The following is a 15,305-nucleotide window of genomic DNA, read 5'->3' on the forward strand; positions in this document are numbered from 1 at the left end:
CACCAGCCACCCCCGCATTGTGGCGCCTGCTCAAGGGTGGGTACCGTCGCGTCACCCACCCAGATTTGAGAACTACCGGAGGAAAACGTGGCACTTCCCCAGCTGACAGAGGAACAGCGTGCTGCGGCGCTGGAGAAGGCCGCCGCCGCCCGCCGCATCCGTGCTGAGCTGAAGGAGCGGCTGAAGCGGGGCGGTACCACTCTGGTCGACGTGCTGAAGCAGGCCGAGGAGAACGAAGTCCTCGGCAAGATGAAGGTTTCGGCCCTGCTCGAGGCTCTCCCCGGCGTCGGCAAGGTTCGTGCCCAGCAGACCATGGAACGACTGGAGATCGCGCCCAGCCGCAGGCTCCGCGGACTCGGCGACCGGCAGCGCAAGGCGCTGCTGGCCGAGTTCAGCGGAGAGTGAGCGGCGTCGGTCAGGACTACCCGGTGATCCGGGGCACCGACCGCGACGGTGAGCCGGTGGCGGGGGATACCTCCCGACACCGGCTCACCGTCGTCTCGGGGCCTTCCGGGGTCGGGAAGTCGAGCGTGGTGGGGGAGCTGCGCAAGCTCGAACCGGACATCTACTTCAGCGTCTCGGTCACGACGCGGAAGCCGAGGCCCGGAGAGGTCGACGGGAGTCACTACCACTTCATCGACCGGGCGGAGTTCGACCGCATGGTCGCCGACGGGCAGCTGCTGGAGTGGGCGGAGTTCGCGGGCAACCGCTACGGCACGCCGCGCGAGCCCGTGGAGCGGGCCCTGGCGGCCGGCCGGCCCGCCGTGCTGGAGATCGAGCTGCAGGGCGCGCGGCAGGTCCGGGCGGCCATGCCGGAGGCCCGGCTCGTGATGCTGATGCCGCCGTCGTGGGACGAGCTGGTCGGCAGGCTCACCGGGCGCGGCACCGAATCCGAGGCGGCGGTCGCCGCCCGGCTCGCCGAGGCGGAACGCGAACTGGCGGCCGCGGGCGAGTTCGATGTCCGGCTCGTGAACGCCGACGTGGGGACCGCCGCGGCGCGGTTGCTAGACTTGATTACCGGTGGCGATTCCTCTGCCGCCGATATCCTGGACGATACGGAGTAGCACGAGTGGCTGTTCAACAGGCGATGCTGGAAGAGCTCGAGGGCATCACCAACCCGCCGATCGACGACCTGCTCGAAAAGGTCTCCTCGAAGTACGCGCTGGTGATCTACTCGGCCAAGCGCGCGCGTCAGATCAACGACTACTACGCCCAGCTGGGCGAGGGTCTGCTGGAGTACGTCGGCCCCCTCGTGGAGCCGGGCCCCCGCGAGAAGCCGCTGTCGATCGCGCTGCGCGAGATCCACGGTGGCCTGCTCGAGCACACCGAGGGTGAGTGACACCAAGCCCAGGATCGTCCTGGGCGTAGGCGGCGGCATCGCCGCCTACAAGGCTTGTGAGGTCCTGCGAGGCCTCACCGAGTCCGGGCACGACGTTCGCGTGGTGCCCACCGAGGCCGCGCTGAACTTCATCGGCGCGGCCACCTTCGAGGCCCTCTCGGGACACCCGGTGCACACCGGGGTGTTCACAGAGGTGCCCGAGGTGCAGCACGTGCGCGTCGGCAAGGAAGCCGACCTCGTGGTGATCGTCCCGGCGACCGCTAACCTGCTGGCCAAGGCCGCGCACGGCATCGCCGACGACCTCCTCACCACGACCCTGCTCACCGCCCGGTGCCCGGTCGCCTTCTTCCCGGCGATGCACACGGAGATGTGGGAGCACCAGGCCACGCAGGACAACGTGGCGCTGCTGCGGTCGCGCGGGATGGTCGTGACCGAGCCCGCCGCCGGACGCCTCACGGGCGTCGACACCGGCAAGGGCCGGCTGGCCGACCCGGCCGAGATCGTGGACCTGGCCCGCCTGCTGCTCGACGAGCCCCGCGCATTGCCGCGCGATCTCGAGGGCCTGCGCGTGGTCGTCTCCGCGGGCGGCACGCGCGAGCCGCTGGACCCGGTCCGCTACCTGGGCAACCGTTCGTCGGGCAAGCAGGGTTTCGCACTCGCGCGCGTGGCCGCCCAGCGCGGTGCCGACGTGATGTTGATCGCCGCCCACACCGTCGAGCTGCCCCAGCCCGCCGGTGCGCACCTGGAGCGCGTGTCGAGCGCGGAGGAGCTGCGCAAGGCCGTGCACGCGGCCGCCGCGGACGCCGACGTGGTCGTGATGGCCGCCGCCGTCGCCGACTTCCGGCCGGCCACGAGGGCCGACTACAAGATCAAGAAGTCCGACGACTCGCCCGACCCCGTGATCACCCTCGACCGCAACGCCGACATCCTCGCCGAGCTGGTCCAGGGCCGTCGCGAGGGCCAGACGGTGGTCGGGTTCGCCGCCGAGACGGGCGACGAGCACGGCAGCGTGCTCGACCACGCGCGCACGAAGCTGCGGCGCAAGGGCGCCGACCTGCTGGTGGTCAACGCGGTGGGCGACGGCAAGGCGTTCGGCACGGAGGACAACTCCGGCTGGCTGCTGGCCGCCGACGGCACCGAGCAGGCGATCCCGCTCGGCGCGAAGGCGCGGCTCGCGGCCACTGTGTGGGACGCTGTAACAAGCTTGCGCGAACGTCGACTCCAGCACTAGGCCTTCTGGGTAATGTAGGGCCGTGTAAGGGGTACCTAAGTTCGCGGGTACCGAGCCGAAACCGAGGGAAGTGACGAGGTCGTGACTGCGTCCACCAAAAGGCTGTTCACGTCGGAATCGGTGACCGAGGGCCATCCCGACAAGATCTGTGACGCCATCAGCGACTCGATCCTCGACGGCCTGCTCACCAAGGACCCGCGCAGCCGGGTCGCCGTCGAGACCATGATCACCACGGGCCAGGTGCACGTGGCCGGCGAGGTGACCACCGAGGCCTACGCCGACATCCCGACCATCGTGCGGGACGTGATCCTGCGGATCGGCTACGACTCGTCGGCCAAGGGCTTCGACGGCAACTCGTGCGGCGTGAACGTGGCGATCGGCTCCCAGTCGCCGGACATCGCGCAGGGCGTCGACACCGCGTACGAGTCGCGGGTGGAAAGCGACGAGGACGAGATCAACCGCCAGGGCGCCGGCGACCAGGGCCTGATGTTCGGCTACGCCTGCTCGGACACCCCCGAGCTGATGCCGCTGCCGATCGCGCTGGCCCACCGCCTGTCGCGCCGGCTGACCGCGGTCCGCAAGGACGGCGTGCTGCCGTACCTCCGCCCGGACGGCAAGACCCAGGTCACCATCGAGTACGCGGGTGAGCAGCCCGTGCGTCTCGACACGGTGGTCGTGTCCACGCAGCACGCCGATGGCATCGACCTGGAGCAGATGCTCGGCGTCGACGTGAAGCAGCACGTGGTGGAGCCGGAGCTGGCCGAGCTGGGTCTCGACACGACCGGCACCCGCCTGCTGGTCAACCCGACCGGCCGCTTCGTGATCGGCGGCCCGATGGGCGACGCCGGCCTGACCGGCCGCAAGATCATCGTCGATACCTACGGCGGCATGGCCCGCCACGGCGGTGGTGCCTTCTCGGGCAAGGACCCGTCCAAGGTCGACCGCTCCGCGGCGTACGCGATGCGCTGGGTGGCGAAGAACGTGGTCGCCGCCGGGCTGGCCGGGCGCGTCGAGGTGCAGGTGGCCTACGCGATCGGCAAGGCCGCGCCGGTGGGCCTGTTCGTGGAGACGTTCGGCACCGAGACGGTGGACCCGACGAAGATCCAGGACGCGATCAGCGAGGTCTTCGACCTCCGTCCGGCCGCGATCATCCGCGACCTCGACCTGCTGCGCCCGATCTACGCGCCGACCGCCGCGTACGGCCACTTCGGCCGCACGGATCTCGACCTGCCGTGGGAGAGCACCGCGCGGGCCGACGCGCTGCGTTCGCTCGCGGGCGCCTGACCGACCGCTTCGCCCCAGCACCCCAATGTGGCGTTCGTTGCGTTGAGCGCACCGAACGCCACATTCGGTGCGTTCAGCGCACCCAATGCCGCATTGGGGCGTTCTGGCGGTGGGACCGTCGGTGGGGTCTGGTAGAGATCTCGGGGTGAGCAGCTCCGAACCCGCCCCGCTGTGGGACCTCCCGGAGCCTTCGCGCTCCGCCTCGGAGCCGAAGGCTTCTTCGTCGCGTGCCGGTGCGGCCAAAGCTGCTGTGGCGAAGTCTGGTGCTGCGTCCGGTGCTGCGGCGAAGAAGGCCGCCGCGAAGAAGGCTCCGTCGCGCAAGGGGGCGCAGCAGCCGGCGCCCGAGCTGCCCGTGGCGAAGATCGTGGTGGACATCCCGCTGGCGCACCTGGACCGGACGTTCGACTACCAGGTGCCCGACAAGCTGCACGAGGCCGCGGTGCCGGGTTGCCGCGTGCGGGTGCGGTTCGCGGGGCAGCTCGTGGACGGCTACCTCGTGGAGCGCACGGACACCACGGAGTACGAGCGGAAGCTGGCGTACCTGGAACGCGTCACGTCGAGTGAGCCGGTGCTGCCGCCTTCGCTGCACGCCGTGTGCCGGTCGGTGGCCGACCGCTACGGCGGCACCCTGTCCGACGTGCTGCGGCTGGCTTTGCCGCCGCGGCACGCCAAAGCCGAAGCCGAGCCCGCTTCGGAACCGGCGCCTTCGCCGGACGTGCCGGACGTGTCGGCGTGGTCGCGGTACCAGTGGGGTCCGGCGTTCCTGGACGCCGTGGCCGACGGCAAGCCGGCCAACGCGGTGTGGCAGGCCCTGCCGGGCGAGGACTGGCCGCGCCGGCTCGCGGAGGCCGCGGCGGTGGCGGCGTCGTGCGGCCGGGGCGCGGTGCTCGTCGTGCCGGACCATCGGGACCTCACGCGGGTGCACGAGGCGTGCGCGGCGCTGATGGGCGAGGACGCCGTGGTGGCGCTGATCGCCGGGCTCGGGCCCGCGGAGCGGTACCGGCGCTGGCTCGCCGTGCTGCGCGGCGGCGTCCGGGTCGTGGTGGGTACGCGCGCGGCGATGTTCGCGCCGGTGGCCGACCCGGGCCTGTTCGTCGTGTGGGACGACGGCGACGACCTGCACCTCGACCCGCACGCGCCTTACCCGCACGTGCGCGACGTGCTCATGGACCGCGCGCACGCCACGAAGTCGTCGCTGCTGGTCGGCGGTTTCGCGCGCACGGCGGAGGCGCAGCTGCTCGTGGAGTCGGGCTGGGCGCAGGCCGTGCTGGCCGACCGCGCCGTGCTGCGCGCGGCCGCCCCGCGCGTGACGCCGGTGGGGGAGGACTTCGACGTCGCGCGCGACGAGGCCGCGCGCGTCGCCCGCCTGCCCGCGGTGGCCTTCGAGGCGGCGCGCCAGGCGTTCGCCGCAGGGCTCCCAGCGCTGATCCAGGTGCCCCGGCGCGGCTACGTCCCGGGCCTGGCCTGTGGCAACTGCCGCACGCCCGCGCACTGCCGCCGTTGCGCCGGTCCGCTGGCGCTGCCCGGCGGCTCGGTGGACGGCGCGCCGAAGCCGCCCGCGTGCCGCTGGTGCGGCGTGCCGGAGACCGCGTTCCATTGCCAGGCTTGCGGTTCCGTGCGGCTGCGCGCGGTGATCGTGGGCGCGAAGCGCACCGCGGAGGAACTGGGCCGGGCCTTCCCGGGTGTCCCTGTGCGTACTTCCGGCGCGGCCGAGGTGCTGGCGACGGTGCCGGGACGTCCCGCGCTGGTGGTCTGCACCCCCGGCGCCGAACCGGTCGCCGAGGGCGGCTACGGCGCCGCCCTGCTCCTCGACGGCTGGGCCCTGCTCGGCCGCCAGGACCTGCGCGCCGCCGAGGAAACCCTGCGCCGCTGGATGGCCGCGGGCGCCTTGGTGCGCCCGGCCGCTTCGGGCGGCCGGATCGTGGTGGGCGCCGAGGCCGGCCTGTCCGTGGTCCAGGCCCTGGTCCGCTGGGACCCGGCCTGGCACGCCGCCTTGGAGCTCGGCCAGCGCCGCGAACTGGGCTTCCCGCCCGCCATGCGCATGGCCAGCGTCGAAGGCACGCCCGACGCCGTCGCCTCCGTCCTCGACGACCTGCCCCTGCCCGACACCGGCGAAGTCCTCGGCCCCGTCCCCCTGGGCGACTTCGACGCCGACGGCAACGCCTCCCGCGAACGCGCTCTGGTCCGTGTGGCGCGCCCGGAGGGCAAAACGCTGGCCGCTCTGCTCCACGACGCCGCGGCCCGCCGCGACGCCCGCAAGGCGGCCGAGCCGGTGCGGATTCAGCTGGACCCGCTGGAGCTGATCTAGCACGGCGTGAGTAGGCGTGCTGGCGGCTTTGTCCTGTCCTACGGCCGCGCGGTCCGGCGGGGCTCGCCAGGGGCGACTCGGGCTGCTTTGCTCCACGACGCCGCGGCCCGCCGCGACGCCCGCAAGGCGGCCGAGCCGGTGCGGATTCAGCTGGACCCGCTGGAGCTGATCTAGCACCGTTTCAGCCGACGGGCAGGTAGTTCCGCCCGGTCTCTTGGTTGCGCGGTCCGGCGGGTGTGGCGCGCCGGAGGGCTAACCGGGGCTGCCGGGCTACGCGACGCCGCGGCCCGCAGGGACGCTCCCAAGGCGGCCGAGCCGGCGCGGATCCGGCCAGATCCGCCAGCACCTTCCGCGCCGGCCGAGGTGGTGCAGTCCTCTGTCACACCCCGGGCGAGGGGCGCCGGACGGCGGCCGAAAGGTCGGGTTCGTGAACGTTGTCCGGACCACTGACCGGCCGGCCCGTTTCGTTTCGGCCTTGATCGGGCATGTGGAAGGCGGTCGGGGGAGGGCCCGGCGGGATGAAGCACGCCCGCGGCGCTGCTCCGTGCGCGCGCCGGGACTGCTCCTTTCGCTGGCTGCGCGCTTTCGCCGGGTCCCCCTACGCTGGAGGCGCGATGTTCAGGACCGATCCGCGCGACGCCGACGGCTGCCCGTCCGGCGAAGGGGAGCCCGCGGCCGAGGCGACGATCCGGGCCGCCGAACCGACCGACGTCAAGGCGCTGAGCATCGCGCTCGGCGCGGAAGAGTATTTCGCCGATCGGCTCGGGCGGCAGGCCGAGGGGCTGGGCGTCCTGCTCACCGCGTGGTGGGCGGATCGGCCGGTAGGGGCCCTGTACCTGTGGCTCGAGGACGCCGAGGAGCCGCCCATCCGCAGCCGGCTGCCGGGCGTCCCGCTGCTGACGCACGTGGAAGTCCTGCCGGCCACGCGCAACCGCGGCGTCGGCCGGGCGCTGGTCCGCGCGGCCGAGGGGCGGCTGGCGAGGCTCGGGCACCGGCGCGCCGCGCTGGCCGTGCGCACGGACAACGCGGACGCGGCCCGGTTGTACCGCCGGCTCGGTTACCGGGACTGGGGGCACGGCACGGTTGTCTGCTATGCCGAGCACTTCCTCCCGGACGGCCGCACCGTGTCCGAAGCCGAGCTGTGCCATGTGCTGGTGAAGACCCTCTGAGTCAGCTCCGCAGCACCAACTCGGCGATGCCGAGGGTCTGGAAAGCGGCGTCCACGCCGCCCGTCACGTGCTGGTCGTGCAGGCCGGCCACGTGCGCGCACCACGTCACCCGGTCTTCCTGCCACGCTCGCAGGAAATCCGCGCACAGCTTCGGCGTGATCATTTCCTCGTTGCGGTGCAAGGCGGTGCGCAGCGCCTCGACCATGTTGTCGCGCCGGTCGGGATCCAGCCCGGCCGCGACCTGAACCTGGAGCATGGCGGCGCGGATGAAGTTCCGGCGGACCTCAAGGAAGCTCGTCCAATACCCCTCCGTCGCGGCGTCGAGGCCGAGGCCCTGGTCGAGCAGGCCGTAGACGCCCTCGGCGAGCGTGTCGCCCAGTTCCTCGGACTCGGCCCGGATCTGGTTGTACGGGTCGTACTCCGCCTGGTGCGCGGTCCCGGTGAGCGCGGTCGGCCGCAACCTTCTGTCGCCCAGCAGGAAGAACCAGTCCTCGTTGTAGAGGTCCGGGAAGAACGAGTCGAAACACTTATCGCCCACGACGAGCGCACCGCCGCCGACGAACGTGTCCTGCCGCCCGCCCGACTCGCGGTAGGCGTGGCACACCACGGAGTTGTCGGGCATGCCGGTGTTGGTCAGGCCGACGGCCGCGTGGTCGCCCAGCAGACCCGAGGCCTCGCGCAGGTCGGCCGGCCGGGGCAGTGTGATGTCGTCGTCGAGGAACAGCACGCGCTGCCAGCTCGCGAGGCCGGCGACGAGCAGGCCCAGGTTGCGTTTGAGGCTGGTGTCGGCGCCGCGGAGCAGCTCGTGCTCCCGCAACAGCTGAGACGCGGCGAAGCGGGGCATGACGCCCGGGGGGAGACCGTCGGTGTCGATCGCGAAGGCCTGCACCCTGGCCTTCTTCGCCGCCAGCACGACCCGGTCGGCGCTCGCCTTCTGGCTGCAGAGCAGCAGCACCGGCACGTCGAGCTCCCGGGCGATGGTCCAGGTGTGGTCCAGCGCGTGCTCGTCGCGGCCGTTGGGCACGACGATCGCGTCCAGCCCGGCCTCGGGAGTCCTCCCGGCGCCGACCTCGGCCAACAGGCGCCGGTGGGTGGTGTGCTGCGCCGGCGCTCCGACGGCAGTGGTCATCTCAGCTCGTTTCTGGCCATTCGTGCAGCCGGTGCTCCGCCAGCGTCCAGTCGGGGGTGAGCCCCTGGTTGTTGAAGATGGGCACGCGGCTGATGATGCTGAAGGAGTCCGCGTGGGCGAATCGCGCGTCCAGGTGGGCCTGGTTGCGATCGCGGAAACGCGGGTCGGTCAGCGCTCGCACGGCTCCGAGGGTTCCCCGGCCGTACATCCCGTTGCACACGGTGACGGTGCGTTTGCGGTTGAGCGGGTTGACTCCGTGGTAGAAGAGCGCGACGTCGGCGACGAGGGTGTCGGCGTCTGACGTCTGGGCTTTGAAGCGTTCGGTCGTGCCGTCCGTGCGGGTCACCTCGAAGCTGCCCGGCACGTCCTGGCCAGGGCCGCCGCGGCCGATCTGCCGCACCGGCGCGTCGATCAGGTTGAGCAGCTCGCGGGTCTGCGGGTTGAAGTCGACGCCGCCGAGCAGCACGAGGTGCGCCGTGTAGTCCTTGGGGCGCAGGGGGACCCGGGGGTTCGCGGTGCGGAAGGAGACGTTGCTGGTGGGGTTGCAGGCCCGGATGTGGCCGTACAGCTCGATCAGCGCGTCCGGGTCGGCGTAGCTGAAGAGCCGGGAGTAGTCGGGACTGGCCGGATCCGCGTAGCCGATCCGCATGTCTTCGGGCAGCTGCGCGTCGACGATCACGACGTCTTCGTTCGGCGGGAACCGCCAGACGTTGCCCGGCGCGAAATCGGCCGAGCCCGTGGCCTCGTGGGAGCCGCCGCGCAGCTCGGTCAGCTCGGCGAGCAGGTCCTCGCGTCCGCGCTGCTCCTGCTCGGTGAGCTGCTCGGCCGCCAGCAGGCGGAACGACGGCCCTTCGATCGACCGGCGGGTGGCGAAGAACGTGGCGTACGCGTCGAGCCGGAGCATGGGCGGCGACACCGGGTTGCTGGTGTTCTCCCACGACGAGAGCAGCGTGTTGCTCACCCCGAACACGTCGGCGAGCTGGCGTTGGGTGATCTGCACCCCGGACCAGGTCTCCTTCCGCAGCGCGCGGAGGCGTCCGGCGAGGGCGGGGCTCGGCTGGGACACGACTTCAGACCTTTCAGTGAAGTCCACTGGAACGCGAGTGACGAAGATTGTACACGGAGAGTACTGGGTCGGCTTGAGGGGCTCGCCGGGACGGTTCTGATGGGGGATTGAGGGGTTGTTCAGTCCGTCTGTCGGCAAAACTCTTAGGGAGAACTTAAGTCTAAGGCTCTGTTCAGGTTCAGTCGCAGCCTTTATAGTTCGATCTATGGAAGTCTACTGGATTTCAGGAACCACCTGAACAGGGGGTCGGCCATGGACACCAGCGTTCTGCACGTGCCACTGCATCGAGCGATCGTGGTGGTCGACATCGAGGGGTCGACCACCCGCACCAATCCCGCTCGGGCCCGGCTGCGCGCGATTCTGTTCGACCTGCTCGACGAGGCGTTCCGCGCCGGGGGGATCGCGGAGGGGTTCCGGGACCCCTTCGTGGACCGTGGCGATGGCGCGTTGTGCCTGGTCCGGCCGGTCGACGAGGCGCCGAAGACGGTCCTGCTCGCCGAGGTGGTGCCCGCCCTGGCGGAGCTGCTCGCGCGGCACAACGCCGAGAGACCCGACGAGGCCTTCCGGCTCCGGGTGGCGATCCACGCCGGCGAGGTGCACTACGACCTCCACGGCCCTTACGGCGAGGACGTCGACCTCGCCTGCCGGCTGCTCGACGCCACCGAGCTGCGGCGCCGGCTGCGCATCGCCGACGGGCCGCTCGCGCTGGCCGTCTCCGAGGCCATCCACTGGTCGGTGGTCCGCCACGACTACGACGGGATAGACCGCACCGCGTTCACCGACGCGTTCCACGTGCGGGTGGGCGGGAGACGGATGCGGGGCTGGCTCCGCACCGCCGACTGGGCCGGGGCCGGCAGCCCCAGGACGGGGCTCACCGCCTGACGAGCCGGGAGGTGACCCCGTGGAGACGACCGGATTCTGGCCGGCGCTGGGCGAGGCCGACCGCGGCAAGGTGGCGGAGCTGGCGGTCCGCCGCACCTATCGCCGGGGCGACGTGGTGTGCCGCGAAGGCGACCGCGCCGCGGTGGTGGTGCTCCTGCTCTCAGGCCACGTCCGGATCACCAACGCGACTTCCGACGGCCGCGAGGTCGTGATCGCCGTGCGCGGCGCGGGCGACGTGGTCGGCGAGCTCGGCGCCATCGACGGCGGCCCGCGCTCGGCGACCGTGTCGGCGCTGGACGACCTCGACGCGCTCGTCGTTCCCGCCGCCCGCTTCGCCGCGCTGTGCCGGCGCGAAGCGGCGATCTCCTGGGCGTTGCTGCTGGTCCTGGCCGACCGCCTGCGCGACATCGGCCGGCAGCGGCTCGACGTCGGCGGCGGCACGATCACCCGGCGCGTCGCGGCGCAGCTGATGCAGCTGGCCGTGCAGCACGGGGTGCGCCGGGGCGACGACATCGTCATCGCGATCCCCGGCACCCAGGCCGAACTCGCGACCACCGCGGCGGTTTCGCGCGAATCGTGGGCCCGGGTGACGCGGGAACTGCGCCGGCTCGGCGTGCTCAGCACCGCGCGCGGGCAGGTCGTGATCCACCGGTTCGCGGAACTGGGCCGGCTCGCCCGCTGAACTTTGGCCGAACGTGTCTGCAGACACAGATTTGCCTGCGCCACAGGGGAATCCTGGTATCACACACTCACGACGGAGGCAGCCATGGACCCGTTTCTTCCCGCCCCGCAACCGATTCGATGGCGCCGCGGGGTCTACGCGGCGGCGCTGGTGATCCCGTTCACCGTGATGCAGCTGTGGGCGCTGCTGGTGCTCCTGAGTCTCGCCGACTTCAGCGGCCTTGTCGTACAAGCGGTTCTGGTGCTCGTGCTCGGCTCGGCGGTCTCGCTCGCCGTCGGCTGGCGGTGGGCCTGGCGCCTGGGTTCCGAACGCCGGCGCGCCCTCGAAACCCGCCGCGAGTTCGAGGCCTGGCGTGATGCCGCACGCGAAATCCCGCCGGCCGAACGGATCGGCGCCGGGCGAGGCCGTCGATGAGCGCGCTGGCGGCCGCCGCCGAGAGCGGCCCCGACACGTCGACGGTCGTGCTGGTTGTCGCTCTCGTCGCGTTCATCGTCGCGGTCCGGATCGTGCGGCGGATCGTCGGCTTCGTCGTGAAGACCGCCGCGGCGGCCGCCGCGCTCGCCGGCGTCGTCATGGCGGTCGGCGGACTCGGCGGACTGACGACGCTGGCCGTGCTCGCCTTTCAGTAGGCCGCCCTCGTTCTCCTTGCCACGCCACGATTCCCGGGCGGCCCGGGAACCCGGTCCCGCACGCGGCGGGCACCGGGTTTTCTCTTTTCGGCGAAGGAATCCGCTCGACCAGCTCGCCGACGCGCGAACGTTTCGCCGATGGCAGCCGCTCAGCCGGCCAGCTGCCGCTTCACCTCCGCCGCGACCCGGCCGCCCTCCGCGCGCCCCGCGACCTTCGGCTGTACCGCCTTCATCACCGCGCCCATCTCCGCCGCCCCGGACGCGCCGGTGCTCGCCACGGCGTCCGTCACCAAGGCCGTCAGCTCCTCGTCCGAAAGCTGCGCCGGCAGGTAGCCCGTGAGGACCTCCGCTTCGGCGCGTTCGCGGTCGGCCGATTCGGCGCGGCCGGCGCCCGCGAACGCCTCGGCGGCGTCGCGGCGCTTTTTCACCTCGCGGGTGATGATCTTCTGAACCTCGTCGTCGGAGAGCTCGCGGTGGGTGTCGCCCGCGGTTTCCTCGTAGCCGATGGCCGAGAGCGTGAGCCGCAGGGTCGCGGAGCGGAGCTGGTCGCGCGCCTTGATGGCGGTGGTGAGGTCGTCGTGGAGGGTCTGCTTGAGCGTGGTCATCCCCCGATCCTGGCACCACCGCCGCGGCGACGCGCGGGTCTTCTAGACTCGACCGCGATGTCCAACCAGTACGAATCGCTTCCGGAGGTGCGGTGATGAGGCTCGTTTTCGCCGGTACCCCCGAACCCGCGGTGCCCTCGCTGCGCGCTCTGCTCGAATCCGGCCGCCACGAGGTCGTCGCGGTGGTGACGCGCCCCGACGCCCAGGCCGGTCGCGGCCGCCGCGTCGTGCGCTCGCCCGTCGGGGCGCTCGCCGACGAGCACGGCATCGAGGTGCTCACGCCCGCGCGCGCCGGGGACCCCGCGTTCCTCGCGCGCCTCACGGAGCTGGCGCCCGACGCGTGCCCCGTCGTCGCGTACGGCGCGCTGCTGCCGCAGTCCGCGCTCGACATCCCGGTCCACGGCTGGGTGAACCTGCACTTCTCGCTGCTGCCCGCGTGGCGCGGCGCCGCGCCGGTGCAGTCGGCGATCCGGGCGGGTGACGAGATCACCGGCGCCAGCACGTTCCGCATCGTCAAGGAGCTCGACGCCGGGCCCGTCTTCGGCGTCGTCACCGAGAAGATCGGCCCGGCGGACACCTCGGGTGTACTGCTGGGCCGGCTCGCCGAGTCGGGCGCGCACCTGCTGCTGTCCACCATGGACGGCATCGAGGACGGCACGCTGCGGGCCGTCGAGCAGTCCGCCGACGGCATGACCTACGCGCCGAAGGTGACGGTCGAAGACGCTCGCGTATCGTTCGCGGACCCGGCCGCGGCCGTCGACCGGCAGATCCGCGCGGTGACGCCGGAGCCGGGCGCGTGGGCGGAGTTCCGCGGCGAGCGCTTCAAACTGGGGCCTGTCACGGTGGTCGACGAACCGGGCCCGGCGCCGGGCGAGCTCGTGGTCGAGCGCAAGCGCGTGCTCGTGGGCACGGCGACGAAACCGGTGCGGCTGGGCGAGGTCCAGGCATCGGGCAAGAAACGGATGGCGGCCACCGACTGGGCGCGCGGTACACGGATCGAAGAGGGAGAGCGCCTGCGGTGAACGAGCGTGGGGAACGGCGGCCGTCGAGGCCGCAGCGGGGCCGGCCGGCTCCGCGCAAAGAGGGACCGCGCCGTCCGCCGGAGGTCGATCCGGCCCGCCAGGCCGCGTTCGACGTGCTGCGCGCGGTGCGCGAGAAGGACGCGTACGCGAACCTCGTGCTGCCGCAGCTGCTTCGCGAACGTCGCATCACCGGCCGCGACGCGGCGCTGGCCACCGAGCTCACGTACGGCGCTTCACGCGCTCAGGGCCTGCTCGACGCCGTGATCGGCGCTTGCGCCGAGCGGCCGATCGAGAAGACGGACCCGGTGGTGCTCGACGCGCTGCGCCTCGGCGTCTACCAGCTGCTGCGCACGCGCATCCCGGAGCACGCGGCCGTCGGGTCCACTGTGGACCTCGTGCGCGCCGAAGCCGGTTCGTGGGCAACGGGGTTCGCCAACGCGATCCTGCGGTCGGTGTCCGCAAAGGACGAACAGACCTGGCTCGACGAGCTGGCACCCGACGAGTCGGCCGACCCGATCGGTTCGTACGCCCTGCGCACGGCGCACCCGCGCTGGGTCGCGCGCTCCTTCGCGGAAGCGCTGGGCGACAAGGGTGCGGAGCTGAAGGCGGCGCTCGAAGCCGACGACGCCCGCCCCGAGGTGCACCTGGTGGCGCGCCCCGGCGAGATCAGCGCCGACGAGCTGGCCGCGATCACGGGCGGCGACGTCGCTCCGTACTCGCCCTACGGCGTGCGCCTGCCCGCCGGCGCCGGTGACCCGGCCGACGTCGAGCCGGTGCGCGAACGCCTCGCCGCAGTGCAGGACGAGGGCAGCCAGCTGTGCGCGATCGCCACCACGAAGGTGCCGCTCGAAGGTTCCGACGAACGCTGGCTCGACCTGTGCGCCGGCCCCGGCGGCAAGGCCGCGCTGCTCGGCGCGCTCGCGGCGATCAGCGGCGCCCGCGTGGACGCCGTCGAGAAGGCCCCGCACCGCGCCAAGCTCGTGGAGAACGCCACCCGCGGCCTGCCCGTCAAGGTGCACGTCGCCGACGGCCGCGAGTCCGGCCTCGAACCGGGCTACGACCGCGTGCTCGTCGACGCGCCGTGCAGCGGCCTCGGCGCCCTGCGGCGGCGGCCGGAAGCCCGCTGGCGCCGCAAGCCCAGCGACGTCTCCGACCTGACGAAGCTGCAGGCCGAGCTGCTCACGGCCGCGCTGGACCTGGTCCGGCCGGGCGGTGTGGTCACCTACGTCGTGTGCTCGCCGCACCTCGCCGAGACCGAGGGTGTCGTCGGCGAGATCGCCCGCCGCACCAAGTCGGAAGTCCTCGACGCACGCGAGTTCTTCCCGGGCGTGCCGCAGCTCGGCGACGGCCCGTACGTGCAGCTGTGGCCCCACCGCCACGGCACCGACGCGATGTTCTGCGCCACCCTGCGCAAACCGTGAGAGACCTCGGCCTGGTCGCGAGCTCGTGCGGTGGGCTGGACACCCGGTTCACCGCCGAGCTGGCCCGCCCCGCCGCCATGCGCGGCTGGCGCCTCGCGGTCACGCTGACGCCCGTCGCCCACCGCTGGCTGGAGGCGACGGGCGGGCTGACCGAGCTGGCCGCGACCACCGACCTGCCGGTCCGCAGCGTCTCGCGCCTGCCCGGCGAGCCGCGCCCGCACCCGGACCCGTCGGTGTTCCTCTTCGCCCCCGCGTCGGCCAACTCCCTGGCCAAGCTCGCCCTGGGCATCGCCGACAACCAGGCCCTCACACTGCTCGGGGACGTCCTGGGCGCGCCGGGCATCACGATCGTGGTGGCCTACCAGATCCAGGACACCCGCGTGCACCACCCGGCGTGGCAGCGCCACCTGGACACGCTGAAGTCCGCCGGCGTCCGCCTGCACCGGCTGGACCCGCGCCGCCCCTGGTCGGAAGTCCTCGACCTGTTGCCCGGCGCGTGACCCCAATGTGGCGTTCGGTGCGCTCAACGCACCCGCTC

The 15,305-nt window shown here is 72.4% G+C and carries 18 protein-coding genes; 15 read left to right on the forward strand and 3 right to left on the reverse strand.

Going from position 1 to position 15,305, the window contains the following annotated elements:
• Positions 1-87 precede the first annotated feature (87 nt).
• The 8 genes from mihF to ABZU76_RS45530 all read left to right on the forward strand — a co-directional run bounded on the left by mihF (position 88) and on the right by ABZU76_RS45530 (position 7,331).
• Positions 88-405: an integration host factor, actinobacterial type gene (gene mihF / locus ABZU76_RS45495; protein ID WP_003096398.1), complete on the forward strand. Its 318-nt coding sequence runs from the start codon at positions 88-90 to the stop codon at positions 403-405.
• The gene (gmk, locus tag ABZU76_RS45500) at positions 402-1,064 is read left to right on the forward strand and encodes a guanylate kinase (protein ID WP_354882818.1); all 663 of its coding nucleotides are present in this window, start codon (positions 402-404) and stop codon (positions 1,062-1,064) included. The genes mihF and gmk overlap by 4 nt, the downstream gene beginning before the upstream one ends.
• A gap of 23 nt (positions 1,065-1,087) precedes the next feature.
• On the forward strand, positions 1,088-1,339 hold the full coding sequence (gene rpoZ, locus ABZU76_RS45505) for a DNA-directed RNA polymerase subunit omega (RefSeq protein ID WP_220247522.1): 252 nt from the start codon (positions 1,088-1,090) through the stop codon (positions 1,337-1,339).
• The gene (coaBC, locus tag ABZU76_RS45510) at positions 1,332-2,570 is read left to right on the forward strand and encodes a bifunctional phosphopantothenoylcysteine decarboxylase/phosphopantothenate--cysteine ligase CoaBC (protein WP_354882821.1); all 1,239 of its coding nucleotides are present in this window, start codon (positions 1,332-1,334) and stop codon (positions 2,568-2,570) included. Before rpoZ ends, coaBC begins: the two co-directional genes overlap by 8 nt.
• A gap of 81 nt (positions 2,571-2,651) precedes the next feature.
• Positions 2,652-3,854, forward strand: a complete 1,203-nt coding sequence (gene metK, locus ABZU76_RS45515) for a methionine adenosyltransferase (protein ID WP_354882824.1) — start codon at positions 2,652-2,654, stop codon at positions 3,852-3,854.
• A gap of 145 nt (positions 3,855-3,999) precedes the next feature.
• Complete coding sequence (locus tag ABZU76_RS45520; RefSeq protein WP_354882826.1) at positions 4,000-6,162, forward strand: primosomal protein N'; 2,163 nt, start codon at positions 4,000-4,002, stop codon at positions 6,160-6,162.
• 6 nt (positions 6,163-6,168) lie between these two features.
• Complete coding sequence (locus ABZU76_RS45525; protein WP_354882829.1) at positions 6,169-6,336, forward strand: hypothetical protein; 168 nt, start codon at positions 6,169-6,171, stop codon at positions 6,334-6,336.
• Between the two features lie 440 nt (positions 6,337-6,776).
• Positions 6,777-7,331, forward strand: a complete 555-nt coding sequence (locus ABZU76_RS45530) for a GNAT family N-acetyltransferase (protein ID WP_354882832.1) — start codon at positions 6,777-6,779, stop codon at positions 7,329-7,331.
• Position 7,332: 1 nt separating this feature from the next.
• Here ABZU76_RS45530 and ABZU76_RS45535 read toward each other — a convergent pair whose 3' ends face one another.
• Positions 7,333-8,460 (reverse strand): hypothetical protein, encoded by a 1,128-nt coding sequence (locus ABZU76_RS45535; RefSeq protein WP_354882835.1) that lies wholly within the window; start codon positions 8,458-8,460, stop codon positions 7,333-7,335.
• A gap of 1 nt (position 8,461) precedes the next feature.
• Complete coding sequence (locus tag ABZU76_RS45540; RefSeq protein ID WP_354882838.1) at positions 8,462-9,526, reverse strand: helix-turn-helix transcriptional regulator; 1,065 nt, start codon at positions 9,524-9,526, stop codon at positions 8,462-8,464.
• 252 nt (positions 9,527-9,778) lie between these two features.
• Here ABZU76_RS45540 and ABZU76_RS45545 point away from each other — a divergent pair, with 252 nt between their 5' ends.
• From ABZU76_RS45545 to ABZU76_RS45560, 4 genes are all read left to right on the forward strand, one after another.
• Complete coding sequence (locus ABZU76_RS45545) at positions 9,779-10,408, forward strand: hypothetical protein (protein WP_354882841.1); 630 nt, start codon at positions 9,779-9,781, stop codon at positions 10,406-10,408.
• Positions 10,409-10,427: 19 nt separating this feature from the next.
• Entirely contained in the window at positions 10,428-11,090 is a 663-nt protein-coding gene (locus tag ABZU76_RS45550) for a Crp/Fnr family transcriptional regulator (RefSeq protein ID WP_354882844.1), read from the forward strand.
• A gap of 84 nt (positions 11,091-11,174) precedes the next feature.
• Positions 11,175-11,504: a hypothetical protein gene (locus ABZU76_RS45555; protein WP_354882847.1), complete on the forward strand. Its 330-nt coding sequence runs from the start codon at positions 11,175-11,177 to the stop codon at positions 11,502-11,504.
• A complete protein-coding gene (locus ABZU76_RS45560; RefSeq protein WP_354882849.1) occupies positions 11,501-11,719 on the forward strand; it encodes a hypothetical protein in 219 nt (72 codons plus the stop codon). The genes ABZU76_RS45555 and ABZU76_RS45560 overlap by 4 nt, the downstream gene beginning before the upstream one ends.
• A 149-nt stretch (positions 11,720-11,868) precedes the next feature.
• Here ABZU76_RS45560 and ABZU76_RS45565 read toward each other — a convergent pair whose 3' ends face one another.
• Positions 11,869-12,324, reverse strand: coding sequence for a GatB/YqeY domain-containing protein (locus ABZU76_RS45565; RefSeq protein ID WP_354882852.1), 456 nt, complete (start codon positions 12,322-12,324; stop codon positions 11,869-11,871).
• Between the two features lie 95 nt (positions 12,325-12,419).
• Between ABZU76_RS45565 and fmt the strand changes: the two genes are divergently transcribed.
• Genes fmt through ABZU76_RS45580 form a run of 3 tightly spaced genes read left to right on the forward strand, consistent with a single transcriptional unit; the run spans position 12,420 to position 15,267 of the window.
• Positions 12,420-13,346, forward strand: a complete 927-nt coding sequence (gene fmt / locus ABZU76_RS45570) for a methionyl-tRNA formyltransferase (protein WP_220238479.1) — start codon at positions 12,420-12,422, stop codon at positions 13,344-13,346.
• Positions 13,343-14,767, forward strand: coding sequence for a transcription antitermination factor NusB (locus tag ABZU76_RS45575; RefSeq protein WP_354882855.1), 1,425 nt, complete (start codon positions 13,343-13,345; stop codon positions 14,765-14,767). Before fmt ends, ABZU76_RS45575 begins: the two co-directional genes overlap by 4 nt.
• Positions 14,764-15,267, forward strand: coding sequence for a flavoprotein (locus ABZU76_RS45580; RefSeq protein ID WP_354882858.1), 504 nt, complete (start codon positions 14,764-14,766; stop codon positions 15,265-15,267). The genes ABZU76_RS45575 and ABZU76_RS45580 overlap by 4 nt, the downstream gene beginning before the upstream one ends.
• Positions 15,268-15,305: the final 38 nt, after the last annotated feature.

Source organism: Amycolatopsis sp. NPDC005232, assembly GCF_040607795.1.
Classification (GTDB): Bacteria; Actinomycetota; Actinomycetes; order Mycobacteriales; family Pseudonocardiaceae; genus Amycolatopsis.